General features: G+C 58.1%; 19 protein-coding genes. 13 read left to right on the top strand and 6 right to left on the bottom strand.

The window, feature by feature from the left end; translation table 11 throughout:
* Positions 1–210 precede the first annotated feature (210 nt).
* The 6 genes from fadB (at position 211) to ACWKWM_RS18825 (ending at position 7,583) form a co-directional block, all read left to right on the top strand.
* Entirely contained in the window at positions 211–2,358 is a 2,148-nt protein-coding gene (fadB, locus tag ACWKWM_RS18850; protein ID WP_483847585.1) for a fatty acid oxidation complex subunit alpha FadB, read from the top strand.
* A 23-nt stretch (positions 2,359–2,381) separates the two neighbouring features.
* Positions 2,382–3,557: an acetyl-CoA C-acyltransferase FadA gene (gene fadA / locus ACWKWM_RS18845; RefSeq protein WP_483836866.1), complete on the top strand. Its 1,176-nt coding sequence runs from the start codon at positions 2,382–2,384 to the stop codon at positions 3,555–3,557.
* Positions 3,558–3,660: 103 nt separating this feature from the next.
* Positions 3,661–3,897 carry a DUF1653 domain-containing protein gene (locus ACWKWM_RS18840; RefSeq protein WP_483847584.1) on the top strand — a complete coding sequence of 79 codons (237 nt, stop codon included), beginning with the start codon at positions 3,661–3,663 and terminating at the stop codon, positions 3,895–3,897.
* Positions 3,898–4,007: 110 nt separating this feature from the next.
* Complete coding sequence (gene topA, locus ACWKWM_RS18835; RefSeq protein WP_483847583.1) at positions 4,008–6,614, top strand: type I DNA topoisomerase; 2,607 nt, start codon at positions 4,008–4,010, stop codon at positions 6,612–6,614.
* 138 nt (positions 6,615–6,752) lie between these two features.
* On the top strand, positions 6,753–7,274 hold the full coding sequence (locus ACWKWM_RS18830; protein ID WP_483847582.1) for a DUF6586 family protein: 522 nt from the start codon (positions 6,753–6,755) through the stop codon (positions 7,272–7,274).
* Positions 7,275–7,349: 75 nt separating this feature from the next.
* Positions 7,350–7,583, top strand: a complete 234-nt coding sequence (locus tag ACWKWM_RS18825) for a hypothetical protein (protein WP_483836862.1) — start codon at positions 7,350–7,352, stop codon at positions 7,581–7,583.
* A gap of 90 nt (positions 7,584–7,673) precedes the next feature.
* Here ACWKWM_RS18825 and sulA read toward each other — a convergent pair whose 3' ends face one another.
* Positions 7,674–8,165, bottom strand: coding sequence for an SOS-induced cell division inhibitor SulA (gene sulA, locus ACWKWM_RS18820; RefSeq protein ID WP_483847581.1), 492 nt, complete (start codon positions 8,163–8,165; stop codon positions 7,674–7,676).
* A gap of 11 nt (positions 8,166–8,176) precedes the next feature.
* On the bottom strand, positions 8,177–8,785 hold the full coding sequence (gene lexA / locus ACWKWM_RS18815; RefSeq protein ID WP_349802667.1) for a transcriptional repressor LexA: 609 nt from the start codon (positions 8,783–8,785) through the stop codon (positions 8,177–8,179).
* A gap of 251 nt (positions 8,786–9,036) precedes the next feature.
* On the opposite strand from lexA, the gene psrA reads away from it, so the two are divergent.
* The 3 genes from psrA to ACWKWM_RS18800 all read left to right on the top strand — a co-directional run bounded on the left by psrA (position 9,037) and on the right by ACWKWM_RS18800 (position 11,589).
* Positions 9,037–9,741 (top strand): transcriptional regulator PsrA, encoded by a 705-nt coding sequence (gene psrA, locus ACWKWM_RS18810; protein WP_483847580.1) that lies wholly within the window; start codon positions 9,037–9,039, stop codon positions 9,739–9,741.
* Positions 9,742–9,828: 87 nt separating this feature from the next.
* On the top strand, positions 9,829–10,839 hold the full coding sequence (gene nagZ / locus ACWKWM_RS18805) for a beta-N-acetylhexosaminidase (RefSeq protein ID WP_483847579.1): 1,011 nt from the start codon (positions 9,829–9,831) through the stop codon (positions 10,837–10,839).
* Between the two features lie 9 nt (positions 10,840–10,848).
* Entirely contained in the window at positions 10,849–11,589 is a 741-nt protein-coding gene (locus ACWKWM_RS18800; protein ID WP_483847578.1) for an S-methyl-5'-thioinosine phosphorylase, read from the top strand.
* 112 nt (positions 11,590–11,701) lie between these two features.
* Here ACWKWM_RS18800 and ACWKWM_RS18795 read toward each other — a convergent pair whose 3' ends face one another.
* From ACWKWM_RS18795 to ACWKWM_RS18780, 4 genes are all read right to left on the bottom strand, one after another.
* Positions 11,702–12,115, bottom strand: a complete 414-nt coding sequence (locus ACWKWM_RS18795) for a cupin domain-containing protein (RefSeq protein ID WP_483847577.1) — start codon at positions 12,113–12,115, stop codon at positions 11,702–11,704.
* A 146-nt stretch (positions 12,116–12,261) separates the two neighbouring features.
* Entirely contained in the window at positions 12,262–13,593 is a 1,332-nt protein-coding gene (locus ACWKWM_RS18790) for an OprD family porin (protein WP_483847576.1), read from the bottom strand.
* 352 nt (positions 13,594–13,945) lie between these two features.
* A complete protein-coding gene (locus ACWKWM_RS18785) occupies positions 13,946–14,239 on the bottom strand; it encodes a hypothetical protein (RefSeq protein ID WP_483847575.1) in 294 nt (97 codons plus the stop codon).
* A gap of 103 nt (positions 14,240–14,342) precedes the next feature.
* Complete coding sequence (locus tag ACWKWM_RS18780) at positions 14,343–15,026, bottom strand: GntR family transcriptional regulator (RefSeq protein ID WP_483847574.1); 684 nt, start codon at positions 15,024–15,026, stop codon at positions 14,343–14,345.
* A 296-nt stretch (positions 15,027–15,322) separates the two neighbouring features.
* Between ACWKWM_RS18780 and ACWKWM_RS18775 the strand changes: the two genes are divergently transcribed.
* From ACWKWM_RS18775 to ACWKWM_RS18760, 4 genes are all read left to right on the top strand, one after another.
* Complete coding sequence (locus ACWKWM_RS18775; RefSeq protein ID WP_483847573.1) at positions 15,323–16,150, top strand: enoyl-CoA hydratase/isomerase family protein; 828 nt, start codon at positions 15,323–15,325, stop codon at positions 16,148–16,150.
* A 1-nt stretch (position 16,151) separates the two neighbouring features.
* The gene (locus tag ACWKWM_RS18770; RefSeq protein WP_483847572.1) at positions 16,152–17,348 is read left to right on the top strand and encodes a CaiB/BaiF CoA transferase family protein; all 1,197 of its coding nucleotides are present in this window, start codon (positions 16,152–16,154) and stop codon (positions 17,346–17,348) included.
* Positions 17,349–17,410: 62 nt separating this feature from the next.
* Positions 17,411–18,718, top strand: coding sequence for an MFS transporter (locus ACWKWM_RS18765; RefSeq protein ID WP_483847571.1), 1,308 nt, complete (start codon positions 17,411–17,413; stop codon positions 18,716–18,718).
* Between the two features lie 323 nt (positions 18,719–19,041).
* Complete coding sequence (locus ACWKWM_RS18760) at positions 19,042–19,980, top strand: IS110 family RNA-guided transposase (RefSeq protein ID WP_483847702.1); 939 nt, start codon at positions 19,042–19,044, stop codon at positions 19,978–19,980.
* Positions 19,981–20,131 lie beyond the last annotated feature (151 nt).

Below are 20,131 nucleotides of genomic sequence, written 5' to 3'. Positions count from 1 at the left end.
CAATTGCCGGAATATGGATGAAGGTAGGCGCACCCAATCAAACGGGCGTATGAATTGAGCGTTTGCCGTAGGAATGCTCTGACAGACGCCCGAGTCGTGTCGACGGGGTGCCTGGTGTTTGGTGGTCGGTAGCGGCGATATCGCCGTGTCTTTCGCCGGAATCAGCGTCCGATGCGTATTGTTCAGCTTCCATATCGTGGAGATCAGTTGATGATTTACGAAGGTAAAGCCATCACGGTTACGGCTCTTGAAAGTGGCATCGTCGAACTGAAGTTCGACCTCAAGGGTGAGTCCGTCAACAAGTTCAACCGCCTCACCCTCAATGACTTGCGTCAGGCCATTGAAGCCATCAAAGCCGATGGCTCGGTCAAGGGCGTCATCGTCACCAGCGGTAAAGACGTGTTCATCGTCGGCGCTGACATCACTGAATTCGTTGAAAACTTCAAGCTGCCAGACGCAGAGCTGGTCGCGGGCAACCTGGAAGCCAACCGGATTTTCAGTGATTTTGAAGACCTGAACGTGCCAACCGTTGCCGCGATCAATGGGATCGCGCTGGGTGGTGGCCTTGAAATGTGCCTGGCCGCTGACTTCCGTGTGATGTCCACCACGGCCAAGATCGGTCTGCCAGAGGTCAAACTCGGCATTTACCCGGGTTTCGGCGGCACCGTTCGCCTGCCACGCCTCATCGGCGTCGACAATGCTGTGGAGTGGATCGCCTCCGGCAAAGACAATCGCGCCGAAGATGCACTGAAAGTGGGCGCGGTCGATGCGGTTGTCGTTCCTGAAAAGCTTCAGGAAGCGGCACTGGACCTGATCAAGCGCGCCATTTCCGGCGAGTTCGATTTCAAGGCCAAGCGTCAACCCAAGCTTGAAAAGCTCAAGCTCAACGCCATTGAGCAGATGATGGCCTTCGAAACCGCCAAAGGTTTCGTTGCCGGTCAAGCGGGCCCGAACTATCCGGCGCCGGTCGAAGCGATCAAAACTATCCAGAAGGCTGCCAACTTCGGTCGCGACAAGGCGCTTGAAGTCGAAGCCGCCGGTTTCGTCAAGCTGGCGAAAACCTCGGCTGCCGAGAGCCTGATCGGGCTGTTCCTCAACGATCAGGAACTGAAAAAGAAAGCCAAAATCTACGACGAAGTCGCCAAGGACGTGAAGCAGGCAGCCGTGCTCGGCGCTGGGATCATGGGCGGTGGTATCGCTTATCAGTCGGCTGTCAAAGGCACGCCGATCCTGATGAAAGACATTCGTGAAGAAGCCATTCAACTGGGTCTTGGCGAAGCGTCAAAGCTACTCGGCAAGCGCGTTGAAAAAGGTCGGCTGACGCCAGACAAAATGGCTGAAGCGCTCAATGCGATTCGTCCTACATTGTCTTACGGCGATTTCGGCAACGTCGATCTGGTCGTCGAGGCCGTGGTCGAGAACCCGAAGGTCAAGCAAGCCGTGCTGGCGGAAGTCGAAGGGCAGGTGGGCGAAGACACCATCCTGGCTTCCAACACATCGACCATCTCCATCAGCTTGCTGGCTAAGGCTCTCAAGCGTCCGGAAAACTTCGTCGGCATGCACTTCTTCAACCCGGTGCACATGATGCCGTTGGTAGAAGTCATTCGCGGCGAGAAGTCCAGTGAAGTGGCCGTCGCAACCACCGTGGCCTACGCCAAGAAAATGGGCAAAAACCCGATCGTGGTCAACGACTGCCCGGGCTTCTTGGTCAACCGCATCCTGTTCCCGTACTTCGGCGGTTTCGCCAAGCTGGTCAGCGCTGGCGTCGACTTCGTGCGCATCGACAAAGTGATGGAAAAATTCGGCTGGCCAATGGGCCCGGCGTACCTGATGGACGTGGTCGGCATCGACACTGGCCACCACGGTCGCGACGTCATGGCCGAAGGCTTCCCGGATCGCATGAAGGACGACCGTCGTTCCGCGGTTGACGCGCTGTATGAGGCAGATCGCCTGGGCCAGAAGAACGGCAAAGGCTTCTACGTTTACGAGACCGACAAGAAGGGCAAACCGAAGAAGGTCGTGGATGCTTCCGTGCTGGAAGTGCTCAAGCCGATTGTCTACGAACACCGTGAAGTCAGCGACGAAGACATCATCAACTGGATGATGATCCCATTGTGCCTGGAGACCGTGCGTTGCCTGGAAGACGGCATCGTCGACACGGCCGCTGAGGCTGACATGGGCCTGATTTACGGCATCGGTTTCCCTCCGTTCCGCGGCGGCGCACTGCGCTATATCGACTCGATCGGTGTTGCGCAATTCGTAGCCCTGGCTGACCAATACGCTGATCTGGGCGCGCTGTACCACCCCACTGCGAAGCTGCGCGAGATGGCCAAAAACGGCCAGAGCTTCTTCGGTTAAGTGCCCAACGAGTAGGTGAATATATGAGCTTGAATCCGAAAGACGTCGTGATTGTCGACTTCGGTCGCACCCCGATGGGCCGCTCCAAGGGTGGCATGCACCGCAATACCCGCGCTGAGGACATGTCGGCGCACTTGATCAGCAAGTTGCTGGAACGCAACGCCAAGGTCGACCCGGCAGAAGTCGAGGACGTGATCTGGGGCTGCGTCAACCAGACCCTGGAGCAGGGCTGGAACATCGCGCGCATGGCGTCGCTGATGACCCAGATCCCGCACACGTCGGCTGCGCAGACCGTGAGCCGCCTGTGCGGTTCGTCCATGAGCGCGCTGCATACCGCCGCTCAAGCGATCATGACCGGTAACGGGGATGTGTTCGTCATCGGCGGGGTCGAGCACATGGGCCACGTCGGCATGATGCACGGCGTCGATCCCAACCCGCACATGTCGCTTTATGCCGCCAAGGCGTCGGGCATGATGGGCTTGACCGCTGAAATGCTTGGCAAGATGCACGGCGTGACCCGCGAGCAACAGGACGCGTTCGGCGTGCGTTCTCATCGTCTCGCGCATCAGGCCACCGTTGAGGGCAACTTCAAAGACGAAATCATCCCGATGCAAGGGTATGACGAGAACGGCTTCCTGAAGATGTTTGACTACGACGAGACCATCCGTCCAGAAACCACGCTGGAAAGTCTGGCCGCGTTGAAACCTGCGTTCAACCCTAAAGGCGGCACCGTGACAGCGGGTACTTCCTCGCAAATCACCGATGGCGCTTCCTGCATGATCGTGATGTCCGGGCAGCGTGCCATGGACCTCGGCATCCAGCCGTTGGCGGTTATTCGTTCGATGGCGGTGGCGGGCGTGGATCCTGCGATCATGGGCTACGGCCCGGTCCCGGCGACCCAGAAAGCACTCAAGCGGGCGGGCCTCTCCATCGGGGATATCGACTACTTTGAACTCAATGAAGCCTTCGCCGCGCAAGCGCTGCCAGTGCTGAAAGATTTGAAAGTGCTCGACAAGATGGAAGAGAAGGTTAACCTGCACGGCGGCGCTATCGCCCTGGGCCATCCATTTGGATGTTCCGGAGCGCGTATCTCCGGTACCTTGCTCAATGTCATGAAGCAGAAAGGCGGCACCCTGGGTGTTGCGACCATGTGCATTGGTCTGGGACAGGGCATCACCACCGTGTTTGAACGCGTTTAATCCGGTGTGATGTTGCAAGCCGGGGCCAGGTGCCCCGGCTTTTGTTTTTTCCGGGAAATGTTTTTTGGCAGTTTTTTTCGCTGCATTTTGCGAGGGCCGCACCATGAAGCTGCAACCAGGTCTCTACCGTCATTACAAAGGCCCCGAGTACCGTGTTTTCGGTGTCGCGCGGCATTCCGAGACCGAGGAAGAAGTGGTGTTCTATCAAGCGCTATATGGCGAATACGGGCTCTGGGTCCGGCCGTTGAGCATGTTTGTGCAGTCGGTCGAGGTTGACGGCGAGCACGTGCCGCGCTTTGCTTTGGTCGAGGCCGAGCCCGACCGTTTCACGCAGTCTTGAGGCTGGCGGTTGTAATACCCCGTGCTTGACCTCACCTTGTAGCCACTATATATAGCGGGGCCTCGACGGCTCTCTCGTCTTTTTTCTAGCATTCAGGAATTTTCCGATCCATGGGCAAATCGCTGGTCATTGTGGAATCCCCGGCTAAGGCCAAGACCATCAACAAGTATTTGGGCAACCAGTACGTGGTGAAGTCGAGTATCGGCCATATCCGAGACCTGCCCACCAGCGGTTCGGCTAGCGCCAGCAAGGAGCCTGCCGCCAAGCGTGGCAAGGCCGTTGCCGGTGAAGCCCCCGCGTTGTCGCCCAAGGAAAAGGCCAAGCGCCAGTTGGTTGCCCGTATGGGCGTCGATCCGGACCACGGCTGGAAAGCCAAATACGAAATCCTTCCCGGCAAGGAGAAGGTGATCGAGGAGCTGCGTCGTCTGGCTAAAGACGCCGACACCATCTATCTCGCGACGGACTTGGACCGCGAAGGGGAAGCCATTGCCTGGCACCTGCGCGAAGCTATTGGCGGTGATGACTCTCGCTACAAGCGCGTGGTGTTCAACGAAATCACCAAGAAGGCCATTCAGGAGGCTTTCTCCAAACCGGGTGAGCTGGACATTGATAGGGTCAACGCGCAGCAGGCCCGTCGCTTCCTCGATCGCGTTGTCGGTTACATGGTCTCGCCGCTGCTGTGGCAGAAAATTGCTCGTGGCCTGTCTGCCGGTCGCGTGCAATCGGTCGCCGTGAAGCTGGTAGTGGAGCGTGAGCGTGAAATCCGCGCGTTCAACCCGGAAGAATACTGGGAAGTTCACGCTGACCTGGGCACTGCCAAGGGCGCCAATGTGCGCTTTGAAGTCGCTCGGGAAAACGGCGAAGCGTTCAAGCCGCTTAACGAAACCCACGCCATGGCTGCACTGGAAAAGCTGAAAGTCTCGGCCTATTCCATCGTCAGGCGCGAAGACAAGCCGACCAGCAGCAAGCCCTCGGCGCCGTTCATCACGTCAACTTTGCAGCAGGCCGGTAGCAACCGGCTGGGCTTCGGCGTGAAGAAAACCATGATGATGGCCCAGCGCTTGTACGAGGCCGGCTACATCACCTACATGCGTACCGACTCCACCAACCTGTCGGCTGACGCTGTGGCCATGGCCCGCACTTATATCGAAACCGAGTTTGGCAAAAAGTATCTGCCGGAATCGCCTCTGGTTTACAGCAGCAAGGAAGGCGCTCAAGAGGCTCACGAAGCGATTCGACCTTCGGACGTCAATACGCACCCGAGCAAGTTGACGGGGATGGAGCGTGACGCCGAGCGTCTTTACGAGCTGATCTGGCGCCAGTTCGTGGCCTGCCAGATGCCGCCTGCGCAATACTTGTCTACCACAGTCAGCGTCGCTGCCGGTGAGTTCGAACTGCGTGCCAAGGGCCGCATCCTCAAGTTCGACGGTTACACCCGCGTCATGCCGCAAATGGCCAAGCCGGGCGACGATGACGTGCTGCCTGACATGGCCCAGGGCGACAAGATGAAGCTGATCAAGCTTGATCCGACCCAGCATTTCACCAAGCCGCCAGCGCGCTACTCCGAGGCGAGCCTGGTAAAAGAAATGGAAAAACGCGGCATCGGTCGTCCTTCGACCTACGCTGCGATCATTTCGACCATCCAGGACCGTGGCTATGTAGCGCTGCACAACCGCCGCTTCTACTCGGAAAAGATGGGCGACATCGTCACTGAGCGTCTGTCCGAGAGCTTCTCGAACCTGATGGACTATGGCTTTACGGCCGGCATGGAAGAGAACCTCGACGACGTGGCCCAGGGCGGTCGTGACTGGAAGAACGTGCTCGACGAGTTCTACGGCGACTTCAAGAAAAAACTGGAAGTGGCCGAAGCCGCTGACAGTGGCATGCGTGCCAACCAGCCAGTGATGACTGACATCCCGTGCAAGGTGTGTGGTCGTCCGATGCAGATTCGTACTGCATCGACCGGTGTATTCCTTGGCTGTTCAGGCTACAGCCTGCCAGTGAAGGAGCGCTGCAAGGCAACGGTCAACCTGACGCCGGGCGATGAGATTGCCGAAGACGACGAAGGCGAGTCTGAATCCCGCGTATTGCGCGGCAAGCATCGCTGCCCGATCTGCAGCACGGCGATGGATGCCTACCTGCTGGATGAGAAGCGCAAGCTGCACATCTGCGGTAATAACCCGGACTGCGCAGGTTACGAGGTCGAAGAAGGTACCTACCGGATCAAGGGCTACGAAGGCCCGAGCGTGGAGTGCGATAAGTGTGGCGGCGAAATGCAACTCAAGACGGGCCGTTTCGGCAAGTTCTTCGGGTGCACCAACTGCAAGAACACCCGCAAGCTGCTGAAAAGCGGTGAAGCGGCGCCTCCGAAGATGGATCCGGTGAAAATGCCGGAACTCAAGTGCGACAAGGTAGACGATACCTACATCTTGCGTGACGGCGCCTCGGGCTTGTTCCTGGCCGCCAGCCAGTTCCCGAAAAACCGCGAGACTCGTGCGCCTTTGGTCATGGAAATCGCGCCGCACAAAGACGAGATCGATCCGAAGTACCACTTCTTGTGCGAAGCGCCGAAGAAAGATCCGGACGGCCGACCAAGTGTTATCCGCTACAGTCGCAAGTCCAAAGAACAGTACGTGCAGACTGAAGTCGAAGGCAAGCCAACCGGCTGGCGTGCGTTCTACGACGGCAAAGCGTGGAAGGTCGAAGACAAGCGCTGATCATGAGCGCCTGACTCCACTGGCAGGCGCGTGCGGTTTGCGTTAAAAGTGTCCCTCGGTTCGCCGGGGGATTTTTTTGTCCCGATGATGAATACCGTCTGTGCCGGTTCTTACTCGTCAATGGTGGAGGCCACTGTCATGGCTCACGAACTCTATACCCGTACCAATCAGAAACTTTTTTTTGCAGGTCTGGCACTCGAAGCCATGGCCAAGGCAAAAACCAGCGGGGCGATGAATGCTCAAGGCCTGGAGACGGCTGAACGTGAGGCGGCGGTGTTTCATTTGTATGGTGCGCTGCTCGGGCTATGCCACGAGATCGCAGGCTATTACCGACTCCCGCAAGCCAGTGCGCCCCGTGCTGAAACACTGCTGACCCCGCAAGTGCTTGAGGCAATCGCGATCCCGGAGATGGCGGAACTGGTAGAGCTGGCCCAGCAGAGAGAAACCTGGTTGGCACAGCTGTTGGAGTCCTACAACGCATTGTTTCAACCGCCACGGGCGCCGAAAAAACCCAAAGGTGACGTCACTCAGCCGCTGATTATCTCAGTGGGCAGTGAAGAGCAGGCTGAGCCAGAGCTGAGCCGGGAAGAGATGGAAAGCTGGCGTCAGCAGCTCAAGGGGCTGGCAATACGCTTCAGGGAAGGTCTCAGCGAGTGCTGAATCCGGGTGATCGATGGACTAGGGCCTGAGGCATCCGGCTGGTACAATGCCGGCCTTTCGTGGAGAACTGTGTTAATGCCAACGTCTTTTCTGGAAATTGTCGAACTGCCTGACGGCCGTATCGAGCTACGTCGTGCTGAAGATGAAGGGTCGTTGGTTACCCTGAATTTTTCGGAAGACGCCAAAGTTTTTCTGCAAGGCCAACATGTTGAAGTTGCCAAGGCGATGTTGAGCGTTGGTGTCCAGATGGCCGGTCGTCTTGCCGAAGGCGAGCTGGAAAAAGACGATGGCCCCCGGGTGCTTCACTGATTCACCGCTGTTCTGCCTACAGCATACTTTTTGTCGGACTCTCGCCTCTGAGACGTCCTGCAGGTCCTGAAACGCAACTGCCTGGCGATCTTAGCCCAGGCGAATGTTCAGGCTTTGCGCATCCCCAATCCTTGCTGCGCTGACAAGCTGTTGCCGCGCGGCGCCGCTGATCAGACTGATCCAGCTAACTACGGTATGACTACGCCCGAGCCTCAGGGCTTCTCGCGTCAACTCAAGTGCGCTTTGTGTGCCGCGTGGTTGCAACAGAAGAATGCGTTCCCGGTTCAGCCCCGCGTCTCTCAACCATGCCTGTGTCACGCTCGCTGGCGGAGCGATCAACGTCAGCCAGCGTGCATCCTGATCCTGGCTCAGTTCGCGCAAGATAGGCGCCAGTAGATTCAGGCAGTTCCCGGCCGCCCCACGCAATGACAACTCACTGAAAGCTTCCGGTTCGTTACTCCACGGCGCTTCGATCACATCTTCAAGGATCGGAACATTGAGCATCGGCGCCAGCGGTTGCGCCATGAATGCTTCGAACAATGGCAGTTGCGCATGTTGTTGGTGTGTCTGTGGGAACTGCATAAACGTTCTCCTTAGCGGCGAATGACGCCGACGCTCAACCCTTCGATAACCAGATCCTGGTCTTTGAGGTTCACTTCAATGGGGGCGAAGTCCGGGTTTTCTGCGATCAACCAGACTCTGCTGCCTTCGCGCTTGAATCGTTTGACGGTCACTTCATCGCCGATACGGGCTACCACGATCTGACCATTACGGGCCTCGCGGGTGGTGTGCACCGCTAGCAGATCACCATCCAGAATGCCGACATCTTTCATGCTCATGCCGTGTACGCGTAGGAGGTAGTCAGCGCTGGGATGGAAAAAGGCGGGGTTGATGCTCAGGGATTCTTCGATGTGTTGCTGCGCCAGGATAGGGGCGCCGGCAGCGACTCGGCCAATGATCGGCAGACCGCTATCGTCTGCCTTGGCTTCGAAGCCGGGTATGCGGATGCCACGGGAGGCGCCCGGGGTCATTTCGATAGCGCCCTTACGGGCAAGGGCTTTAAGATGTTCTTCGGCGGCGTTGGGCGACTTGAAGCCCAGTTCCTGAGCGATTTCCGCACGGGTAGGCGGATAGCCATTGTCTTCCAGGCAGCGTTTTATGAAATCAAGGATTTCGGCTTGGCGTGACGTGAGTTTGATCATGGGGCTCGCTCTGTCTTTTTATACAGTGACTGGGATTATATACAGTGAATTGAACTTGGCAATCCTCCTTTTCAGTTCACGCGCCAGGTGGTTGCAATCCCGATAAAACGGCCGCCATCAAGGGGCGGGCTACAGGCCCCGACGTATATGATTAAATGCACGTGACCGAGCGGCCAGAAAACGAACGGCAGGGTTGACAGTCACCCGGCTGAAACGTATGTTTCAAACAGTTGTTTGTCAGGCAGAGAACCATGGCCCAGTCGGAAACAGTTGAACGAATTCTCGATGCAGCGGAACAGTTGTTCGCAGAAAAAGGTTTTGCCGAGACCTCCCTCAGGCTGATTACCAGCAAGGCGTCAGTCAATCTGGCGGCAGTTAATTATCATTTTGGCTCGAAGAAGGCGCTGATCCAGGCGGTGTTCTCGCGTTTCCTGGGGCCGTTCTGCATCAGTCTCGATCGTGAGTTGGAGCGTCGTCAGGCCAAACCCGATCACAAGCCCACCCTTGAAGAACTGCTGGAAATCCTCGTCGAGCAGGCGCTCGTGGTTCAGCCCCGCAGCGGCAATGACCTGTCGATCTTCATGCGCCTGCTGGGTCTTGCGTTCAGCCAGAGCCAGGGCCATTTGCGGCGTTATCTGGAAGACATGTACGGCAAGGTGTTCCGCCGCTATATGTTGCTGGTCAACGAAGCGGCCCCGCGCATCCCCCCCATTGAATTGTTCTGGCGTGTGCACTTCATGCTGGGCGCCGCTGCGTTCAGCATGTCGGGCATCAAGGCCTTGCGCGCGATTGCCGAGACCGACTTCGGCGTCAACACCTCGATCGAGCAGGTCATGCGGCTGATGGTGCCGTTTCTGGCCGCGGGCATGCGCGCCGAAACCGGCGTGACCGACACAGCGATGATCAGCGCTCAGCTCAAGCCCCGCACTAAAAGCCAGGCCCCTGCCAAAGTCTGATCGCAGGCGGATGCCTTCGCATTTGCGTCGCATCCGTCGATCAAGCACCATGCCCGCCATGTGCATGGTTTGTTGAAGGATTTTCGTATGAGTTCTGGCCGCCAAGGCTCCCTGATGGTGGACGTCGCCGGTACCTGGCTGACGTCTGAAGACCGTCAGTTTCTGCGTCAACCCGAAGTGGGTGGCCTGATCATTTTTGCTCGCAACATCGAAAGCCCGCGTCAGGTTCGCGAACTCAGCGCGTCCATCCGCGCGATCCGGCCTGATCTATTGCTCGCCGTGGACCAAGAGGGCGGACGTGTTCAGCGTCTGCGTCAGGGCTTCGTGCGATTGCCCGCGATGCGCCACATTGCCGATAAGCCCAATGCTGAGTCGTTGGCCGAAGCTTGCGGCTGGCTGATGGCGACTGAAGTGCTCTCGGTCGGTCTGGACTTGAGTTTTGCGCCCGTGCTGGACCTCGATTACCAGCGTAGCGCCGTCGTCGGCACCCGAGCCTTCGAGGGCGACCCGGAGCGCGCCGCCTTGTTGGCAGGCGCCTTCATCCGTGGCATGAACGCCGCTGGGATGGCCGCCACCGGCAAGCATTTCCCCGGACACGGTTGGGCCGAGGCCGATTCCCATGTCGCCATTCCTACCGACGAGCGCAGCCTTGAGTCCATCCGCGCCAACGATCTGGTGCCGTTTGCTCGTCTGAGCAAGCAGTTGGCTGCGGTGATGCCAGCCCACGTTATTTACCCGAAAGTCGACTCTCAGCCCGCCGGTTTTTCCCGGCGCTGGTTGCAGGACATCCTGCGTGGCGAACTGGGTTTTGACGGAGTGATTTTCAGCGACGATCTGTCCATGGCAGGCGCGCATGTGGTGGGGGATGCGGCCAGCCGTATCGAAGCTGCATTGACCGCCGGTTGCGACATGGGTCTGGTCTGTAACGACCGAGGTGCAGCGGAACTGGCTCTGAGCGCGGCGCAACGCATGAAGATCAAGCCAGCCCCGCGGATCGCCAAGATGCGCGGACAATCTTGGGCCACCACCGAATATCGCCAGCATCCACGCTGGCTCGCAGCGTTGTCGTCACTGCGCGCTGCGCAACTGATCGATTAAGGACATGCCATGACGGTTTACGCGATTATCGGCGGCACAGGTCTGACGCAACTCGACGGGCTGACGATTCGTCAATCGCTGCCGATGAACACGCCGTACGGCGCGCCGTCTGGCGATATCCAGGTGGGTGAATACGCCGGCCGTGAAGTGATGTTCCTCGCGCGTCATGGTCATCCGCATCGCTTTCCCCCGCACAAGATCAACTACCGCGCCAACCTGTGGGCTCTGCAGCAGGCGGGCGCGCAAGCGATTCTTGCTGTGAATGCCGTAGGCGGCATCCATCCTGACATGGGCACCGGACATTTCTGTGTGCCCCATGATCTGGTGGACTACACCAGCGGCCGTGAGCACACATTCTTCGCTGACGATCTGGAGCAGGTCACCCATATCGATTTCAGTCATCCTTACAGCGAGCCGCTGCGTGCGCGATTGATCGATGCGCTGAGCGCCGAGGGTTGCGGCTTCAGTGATTTTGGCGTCTACGCCTGCACCCAAGGCCCGCGCCTTGAAACCGCAGCGGAGGTTTCACGACTGGAACGCGATGGCTGCGACATCGTCGGCATGACCGGTATGCCGGAAGCCGCGCTTGCCCGCGAGCTGGGACTTGAATATGCCTGTCTGGCGCTGGTGGTGAATCCGGCTGCGGGCAAGTCGCCCGCTGTTATCACCATGGCCGAGATCGATCAGGCGTTGCAGGCGGGTATGGGCACGGTCAAGGCAGCGCTGGCTCGCGTGTTGAGCGCGGCGTAACCGACAGCGCAAGTCTGTAGGAGCCAACTTGTTGGCGAGCAAACGGCGCGATCTCTCGGTTCATCGTCTAGCGAACAAGTTCGCTCCTACAGGTACGTGCGCCTGTGGCGGATCACTTACCCATCGGCCTCAGCACTTCGCCGTTCTCATCCATGAACACAAACACCAGCAACTTCGCAGGCTTGGTGGCGCTGGCGTTTTTTGATTCGTAGTGTTTGGAGCCCGCAGGTTCGTAGAACGTCTGGCCGGGTTTGTAGGTGATGGCTTTGCCATCGTTGACCCGCGAAATCACTTCGCCCTCCAGCACATAAGCAAGCGTCGAGCCTTCGTGGGTGTGGGCGATGGAGGCCTGGCCAGGTGCGTAATCAACAGTGAGCATCACCGCTTTTTTACCTGGCGCGTTGAGCATCGGGTGTTCTTCGAGAACCGTGACCTTTTCAGATCCGGCCTCGTGAGCAAATGCGCTAAGCGAAAGTGACAGCGCCAAGCAGGACAAGGCAGTGGCCAGCAGCTTCAGAGATTTCATGATCGATCCTGGGAGAGTGAGTGTGCAGACAAATTAAGCCTGGCCTGCACACGGTCACACTCCCAATTGGGCCAAAGATCACTAGTCCAATTGCTTTGCCGATCGTCCTCATCTCTCCATGAACGACGGTCGCTCAACGCTAGCTGTCAAAGTATCGAGATCGGGTAGTCGACGATCAGGCGGAACTCATCTTGATCACCCTCGGCCTGATCGGCATTGCCGCGATGCCATGCCTGGCGAATGCGAAACGAAAGGTCTTTGGCGGGACCGGCCTGCACCACGTACTTGGCTTCAAGGTTAGTCTCGTGATGTTTGCCATCTGCGCCGTAGCCGTATGCCTGATAGGGGCTGTCGGCGGCCATTTTGCTGCCGTCGATGTCCTTGCCGTTGGCGTAACGCGCCATGAAGCTCAGCCCTGGCACGCCGTAGGCGCTCATCGCCAGATCGTAGCGCGCCTGCCAGGATTTTTCTCCGGGGCCGTTGAAGTCCGAGTACTGAATGGAGTTAGCCAGGAAGATCGAGTCGCCCGTAGTGCCCGGGCCGTTATCGCCGAAAGAGGCATAGTCGAAAGGCTCGTCACCGTGGACTTTCTGATAGGCGAGGGTGACGGTGTGACCTGCCATGAAGCTGTAAGCCGCTGCCAGCGACCAAGTCGTGTTGTCGATGTCGCCGGCCTTGGCCTGACCTTCATCGGTTGTGCGATAAATGTTGAAATCGAACGCCACCGATTGGTCGCTCGGCAGTGCCAGCACATAGTTGGCGTTGCCGTAGTACTGGCGCCAGATGTCTTCGAATTCGGAGCCGTACAACGACACGGTCAGGCTATCGCTGACCGCGTACTTGCCGCCGACAAAATCCACGCTGTTGGCCGTCACGCCTGCGTAACTGGCGTAGATTTCGTTACTTGAACTGGTGTGCTGTGGGCCATTGCCTGCCGTGAAGTGACCTCCTTCCAGATCCAGCCCGCTGAACTCACTGCTTTGCAGGCTGAAACCGGTGGCCGTCTGGGGAAACAGCCGCGTGCCACCCGCTGCGAACACTGGTGCCGTGGGCTGCATTGTGCCCCATTTCAACTCGGTCTTGGACAGGCGCATCTTGAGCGCACCGCCCGCTGTGGAAAACTCGTCCTCGGGACTGCCGTTGCTGTCGACCGGTATGTTGCCAGTGCCGGAATGCCCGGCGCCGCCGTCGAGTTTCAGGCCGTACCAACCGTAGGCGTCTACACCGAAACCTACGGTGCCCGGCGTAAACCCCGAGCTGAAATTGGCCATGGCCGCCTGGGACCAGTCACGTCGATCACCCGCGCCATTTTTACCGTCACGGTTGAAGTAATAGTTGCGCAGAAGCACGTTGAGTTTGGCGTCTTCTACGAACCCTTTTGCATCAGCCTGATCGCTGACGAGGGCCTCCGCTTCCACGGACTGGACGTATCCTGCTGACACCGCCAGGGCAATCAGACTTAGACCTATCGCTTTCATAAGGGCGTTACCTTTGGCTGCTTTTAGGTTGTTTGCCGTCTTTCAAACAGGACGGCGCCGACTTGCGGGCAAGAGGCAAAGGATAAGCGCTCAAATTCAGTTCGCCACTGCACGGGGCCAATCTCGTGCTCAAAGTAGTGGTTTTCTGACGATTGGTTTTAAAACAGTGAATTACGCAGCGGGCCTCATTTGCTTTCTGAAGTTGGACGATTCGCTTAGGTACGCAAGAGCCCCCGGGAGGGCGTCTGGTTAGGGAGGGGAACAGGAAGGGTGGAGCAGACAGCGAACGAGGCGGGGATCCGTTGAATCGCCGCCTCGTTGACTGGTTTACATCGTCGCAGCCTGAATCTTATTACTTGGTGCCGCTCGCCTTGGCTTTACCGCTTTCGGTACTGCCACTGGAATCGCCGCCGGTGGTTGGCGTGCTGCCATTACCGTTGTTGCTGCCCATGCCTTTGGTGCCTGGGGTGGAAGAAGTATCTGAACGGGTGGTGCCGTCGGTGCTTTGACCCATGCTCGATGAGCTGTTTTTCGGACCGGTGCTGTCCACTGGATTAGTCGGGCCGGTAGAGCCTGCGAATGCGGCTCCGGAAGCAGCCAGCATCAGACCGGTAAGCGTAAGGGCAGTCAATTTTTGCTTGATCATGATATGAATTCCATTGTTGTCGTGGATACACCTTTGTCCCGCTGGCGTTGGCAGAGGTGCCCTTAATCCCGACAAACGGTCATGGCCTCCTGCGATCATGTACTCAAGCCGAGCGCTGTACGCTGACGATTCCGTGCTCCAGCATCGTCGCCAGAAACACGTCCACCTTATTACGCAGGTGATCTTCCATCAGGGTGCGCAGTTTTTTGCTGTCGCCTTTCTTGAGATACACCAGCATTTGCTCATGCTCAGTCACCGCCTGCAGCCAGCGCCCCGGCGTAGGGGTCAGGCGCTTGCGCACATGGCGCAACCGGGCGTTGAGGTTGCTGAACATTTCCGATAGCACGCGGTTGTCAGCCACCGCCAGAATCTTCAGGTGGATGGCCTGGTTCAATTCGAAATAACCGGGCAGGTCGCCCTGTTCGTAGCTGAGGCGCATGGCGGCTTGCAGGGTTTCAAGTTCAGCAATGTCGGAGCCGGAAATTTTCTGGCACGCCTGTTCTCCTGACAAACCCTCAAGTGCCGCCAGCAAGGTCAGCATATTGGCCGCTTCATCCAGCGTCACGCTGGCAACTTTCGCTCGTCGGGTGGCGGAGATTTCCACCAGTCCCTCACGCGCCAGCATCTTGATCGCCTCGCGCAGCGGTGTGCGCGACACCTCGAGGGCTTCGCACAGAGCGCGTTCTGAAAGTGGCGCGCCAGGCTGTAGTTCTCCGCTGATGATGCGTTCACGCAGTGCCGCGTACGCGGCCTCGTTGATGTTCGTTGAAAAGGTGTTCCCGGACATAAGGTCAATCTCCATCGGTATCCCAGATCATTTTTGTAAGCGTCCGTTGGGTGCATACCGTAACCGTGCTGATTATCCGGGCGAATGGCGAAATAATCTACGCGTGGTCGTGAAATGAGCCACATACGGCCTCTATGCACTGTTTGTGCGGCGTAATTCAGGGGATGTCATTCGTCAGTACCCACTTCCATTGGTGAAAAATTTCTTGCGCAGAAATACAGCAGGCCTATATTTGGGATACCAAAACAAAGAAACGGTATCCCAAATACCGATTTCTAGAACAAAAAAGGTACGCTATGAACAGCCACGTTATCCCCCAAACTCCCTCCGCCAAATCGCCCTCGGTAGCGGCCCCGGTTCTGGTTGAACGCGATGCAGATGTTGTCACCGTGATCCTCAACCGTCCGGAGAAACTCAACGCCACCACCATGCCGATGTGGCAATTGCTCGATGACACCATCAGCGCCCTGGATGCCGATGATTCAATCCGCTGCATCGTGATTCGCGGCGCAGGTACTCGCGCTTTCGGGCCGGGCAACGACATTTCCGAATTCGAAAGCCATCGCAGCAATGTTGAACAAGCGCGCTTATACGGCCCGGTGATGCATGGCGCGCTGCGTGCGATTGCCCGTTGCAAGCATCCGTTGGTGGCAATGATTCACGGCATCTGCGTTGGCGGCGGTTTGGGCATTGCATCGTTATGCGATATCCGCATCTGCGGCGAGTCCAGCCGCTTCGGCGTACCGGTCAACAAATTGGGGCTGGCCATGTCCCACGATGAAATGTCCGGCTTGATGCGCATCGCCGGTCCCGACATCACCCTGGAAATGCTCTTGGAAGGGCGGGTCTTTGGCGCCGCCGAAGCGCTGCAAAAACGCATCGTCAGCCGCGTCGTCGCCGATGCCGAGGTCGAGCAACGCGCACTGGAAAGCGCCAGGGCCATCGCGGCGGGCGCGCCTTTGGTTGCGCACTGGCACAAGAAATTCGTGCAGCGCAGCACCGACCCCACCCCATTGACCGCGCAGGAATACGACGAGGCGTTTGATTGCTTCGGGACCGAAGATTTCCAGACCGGTTATCAGGCCTTCCTGGCCAAGCGCACCCCTGTTTTCGGAGGCAAATGACATGGCTGGTCCATTGCAAGGCATGAAAGTCATCGAGCTGTCGCACATCATGTCCGGCCCCATCTGCGGGATGATGCTGGCGGACATGGGTGCTGACGTGATCAAGGTCGAGAAAATGGACGGTGGCGACGACTGCCGCCGTTTTGCGCCGATCCTTGAGCACGGCGAATCGGCCTCGTTCATGATCCTCAACCGCAACAAGCGTGACATCGCTTTGAACCTCAAGACCGAAGGCGGCAAGACCGTGCTGCGGCGCATGTTGGCCGACGCCGACGTGGTCACCGAGAACTACCGCAAAGGCACGATGGAGAAACTGGGACTGGGTTACGACAGCCTCAAGCTGCTTAATCCCGGCCTGATTTATTGCTCGGTGTCCGGTTATGGCCGCACCGGGCCGTATGCCGACAAGGGCGGTTTCGACCTGATCGCCCAAGGCCTGTCCGGGATGATGAGCGCCACCGGTGAGCCGGGTCAGGACCCGATCAAGGCCGGCTCGCCGATTGCCGACATCAATGCGGGCATTCTCGCTGCGCTGGGTATCGCTGCTGCTTACGCGCATAAACAGAAGACCGGGCAAGGTCAGGTGGTCGACACCTCGTTGCTGGAGGCGGGGTTTCAGCAGATGTACTGGCCCGCCGCCAATTACTTCGCCGAAGGCGTGATCCTGCCGAAGATGGGCTCGGCCAACTCCACCAGCACGCCGTATCAGGCGTTCCGCACCCAGGACGGCTGGATCAACATTGGCGCGGCCAATCAGGGCAACTACGAGCGCTTGCTGCAGGTGCTGAACGCGCCGCATATCAGTGACGATCCGCGCTTTACCAGCAACGTGCTGCGGATGAAAAACCGCGAAGCGCTGGTGGCGTTGATCACCGAATGCCTCTCCCACGACACCACCGACAATTGGGTCAAACGGCTGGACGCAGCGGGTTTGCCGGTGGGTGCGGTGCTCGACATTTCCCAAGCGGTGGAGCATCCGCAGATTCTCGAGCGCGAGATGATCGTCGAAACCCATCACCCGGTCACCGGTTCGGCACGCAGCATCGCGCTGCCGATTCACTTTTCCGAAACCCCGAAACAGGTCAACCGACCATCGCCGCTGCTGGGGGAGCACACCGTGGAGATTCTTCAGGAATACGGCTTTGACGATGCTCAGATTTCCGATCTGCGACGCGAGGGCGCGATTCTGGAGCTGTAAGCCTGATCTACACACGAGCGCATTAGTGAACAACTACAAAAAAGACACTGAGGATCGCAACCATGAAACGGCTAAAACTCAAGGCCACCACCACTGTGCTGGTGATGCTGTGCCTGATGTACTTCATTACCTACGTCGACCGGGTCAACATCAGTACGGCGGCCAGCCAGTTCAGCTCTGAACTCGGACTGAGCAACACGCAACTGGGCTTTATCTTTTCCGCGTTCGCATACCCCTACGTGATCTTCCAGTTCATCGGCGGCTGGGTCAGTGACCGCTACGGCGCCAAGCGCACGCTGATCGCCTGCGCTTTTATCTGGGCCATCGCCACCGCGTTGACCGGCATGGCGGGCGGTTTCGTGTCACTGGTGCTGGCGCGTTTGCTGTTGGGGCTGGGGGAGGGCGCAACGTTTCCAGCGGCCACCAGCGCTATGGCGTCGTGGATTCCCAAGGACAAACGCGGCATGGCGCAAGGCATCACCCACTCGGCGGCGCGTTTGGGTAACGCCGTGGCCCCGGTGCTGGTGATGGCGTTGATGAGCGCCTACGACTGGCGCTTTGCGTTTTACCTGCTGGGCGCCTTGAGTTTCGGCTGGCTGGTGTTGTGGGTTGTGACGTACACCGAGAAACCGGCCGATCACCCGCGCATCACCGAACAAGAGCTGCGCAGTTTGCCTGCGCCGAAGATCCATCCCAAGGATGTGCCCGGCACCTGGGCGCGGCTGTACAAGCGCATGCTGCCGGTGTCCAGCGTCTATTTTTGCTACAACTGGATTCTCTGGCTGATGCTCAGCTGGATGCCGCTGTACTTCATGCACAACTTCAACCTGAACATCAAAAGCGCGGTGATCTTTACGTCGGGCGTATTTTTCGCAGGCGTTGTGGGGGATCTGGTCGGCGGCATGATCAGCGACCGCCTGCTGCGGCGCACCGGCAACCTGCGCATTGCCCGCAGCTACATGGTGGCGACGTGCATGGCCTTGACCGGCTTGTCATTGATCCCGGTGTTGATCCTTCACGAGCCGATGTATGCGCTGCTGTGCCTGGGGGCTGCGATGTTCTTCAACGAAATGACCATCGGCCCGATGTGGGCGATTCCGATGGACATCGCCTATGACCGTTCCGGCACGGCCAGCGGGATCATGAGCGGCACCGGCTTTACGGCGGCCATTGTCAGCCCGGTGCTGGCCGGTTACCTGATCGACCAGACCGGCAACTGGAACATTACGTTTCTGGTGTCCATCGGCATCATGGTGTGCGGGGTGTTGCTGACGTTCACCATGAAGCCGGAAAAACCGTTCGTGGCAGAGCTGAAACCTCAGGCGCAAAACTTTGAAACACATAAAGGCAAAGAGGCTGTCGCGAAGTAAAAGCCTGTTCCTTTCTGTGAACGGCCCCTGTTGGAGCGAGGCTTGCCCGCGAAGCTAAGACCGTGGTTTGCCTGATCCATCGCGCGGTTAACTTCGCGGGCAAGCCTCGCTTGTATGGTAGGACTTGAAGGGAGGAGGAGGGACAAGACTCGCATCTGACTGTTCGCGCAGTACAGACCGTTGGAGATTTCACCCCTCCTCCTTTCACCCAAGCGCCGATAAAGAATGCTTCTGGCTAGACCGACGATAGGAACAAGCCTGCGCCTCTGGGTGACCCCTTCAAGTCCCTAAACCTTATCCCGGAGGTTGCTCCCATGGCAATGCTGGTCTGTGCGTCAAAACCGATTGTGGGCGTAGATGTCGCCAAAGATGAGTTGGTGATCTACCACGCCGAGCGCGATCTGCAGGAGGCTATTCCCAACACCAAAACGGCTATCAAAAAGTGGTTGAAAGCGCTGCCGGCAAAAGTCGCAATCGCCATTGAAGCCACCAATGTCTATCACCTGCTGTTTGCCGATATGGCCCATGAGACCGGCTGTGTCGTCTACATGGTCGGCGGATACGAGCTGAGCCACTACCGCAAAGGTGTCAATGTACGCGCCAAGACCGATGCCCTGGATGCCCGTTTGCTGGCGCGCTATTTGAAAAATGAAGCCGAAGAGCTGCACCCGTGGACGCCGCCATCCCCGCTCTATCGTCAATTGCTGAGCCTGTTCCGCAGACGTGCAGCGCTGGTCCAGGCACGCACCAGCCTGACTCAAAGCTGGGCTAACGAGCCGCTTCTGAAAACCTCATTCGCAGCTCAGGTCAAGTCAATGCAAAGACTTGAGGCACTTGTCGAGAAGATGATCAAGAGTCTCCTGGAAAAGGCTGGTTTGCTGGGGACATTGAAACGTTGCATGCAGGTTGAGGGGATTGGATTTTTAACAGCGGCCCGGCTGCTGACCACCTTTGAGCGAGGCACGTTCAGGGGCAGCGATGCGTTTATCGCTTTTCTGGGCATGGACTTGCGGGTGTCCAAGTCGGGACAAAAGGACGGGCGCCGCAGCCTGACCAAACGGGGCGACTCAGAGGCCCGTCGACTGCTCTACAACGCGGCGATGTCCGCCAGCCGCACAGCCGCCTGGAAACCTTTCTACGAACAGCAAAGAGCCCGCGGATTCAGTACCACGCAGGCGCTGGTTATCCTTGGCCGTAAACTGGCGAGGGTGGTGTTCGCTTTGCTGAAAAACCAAAGCGAATACCAATCAAAGGCTGTTTAGGGGGTTACGCAGGACCATAGAATCTCCAACAGTTACAAATTGAGCCCGGATGCTCAAACATGGCCCATTGATACCAAATTTCCACAAAACTAGACAACCCCCGCTTTCTTCAATGAAGCCGGGGGTTTCGTTTTTACAGACTGTAGGAAAA

This window comes from Pseudomonas rosaeacicularis (assembly GCF_057128745.1).
The sequence above is the reverse complement of the archived record's forward strand: the minus strand, read 5'-3'. Positions and strand labels throughout refer to the sequence as shown.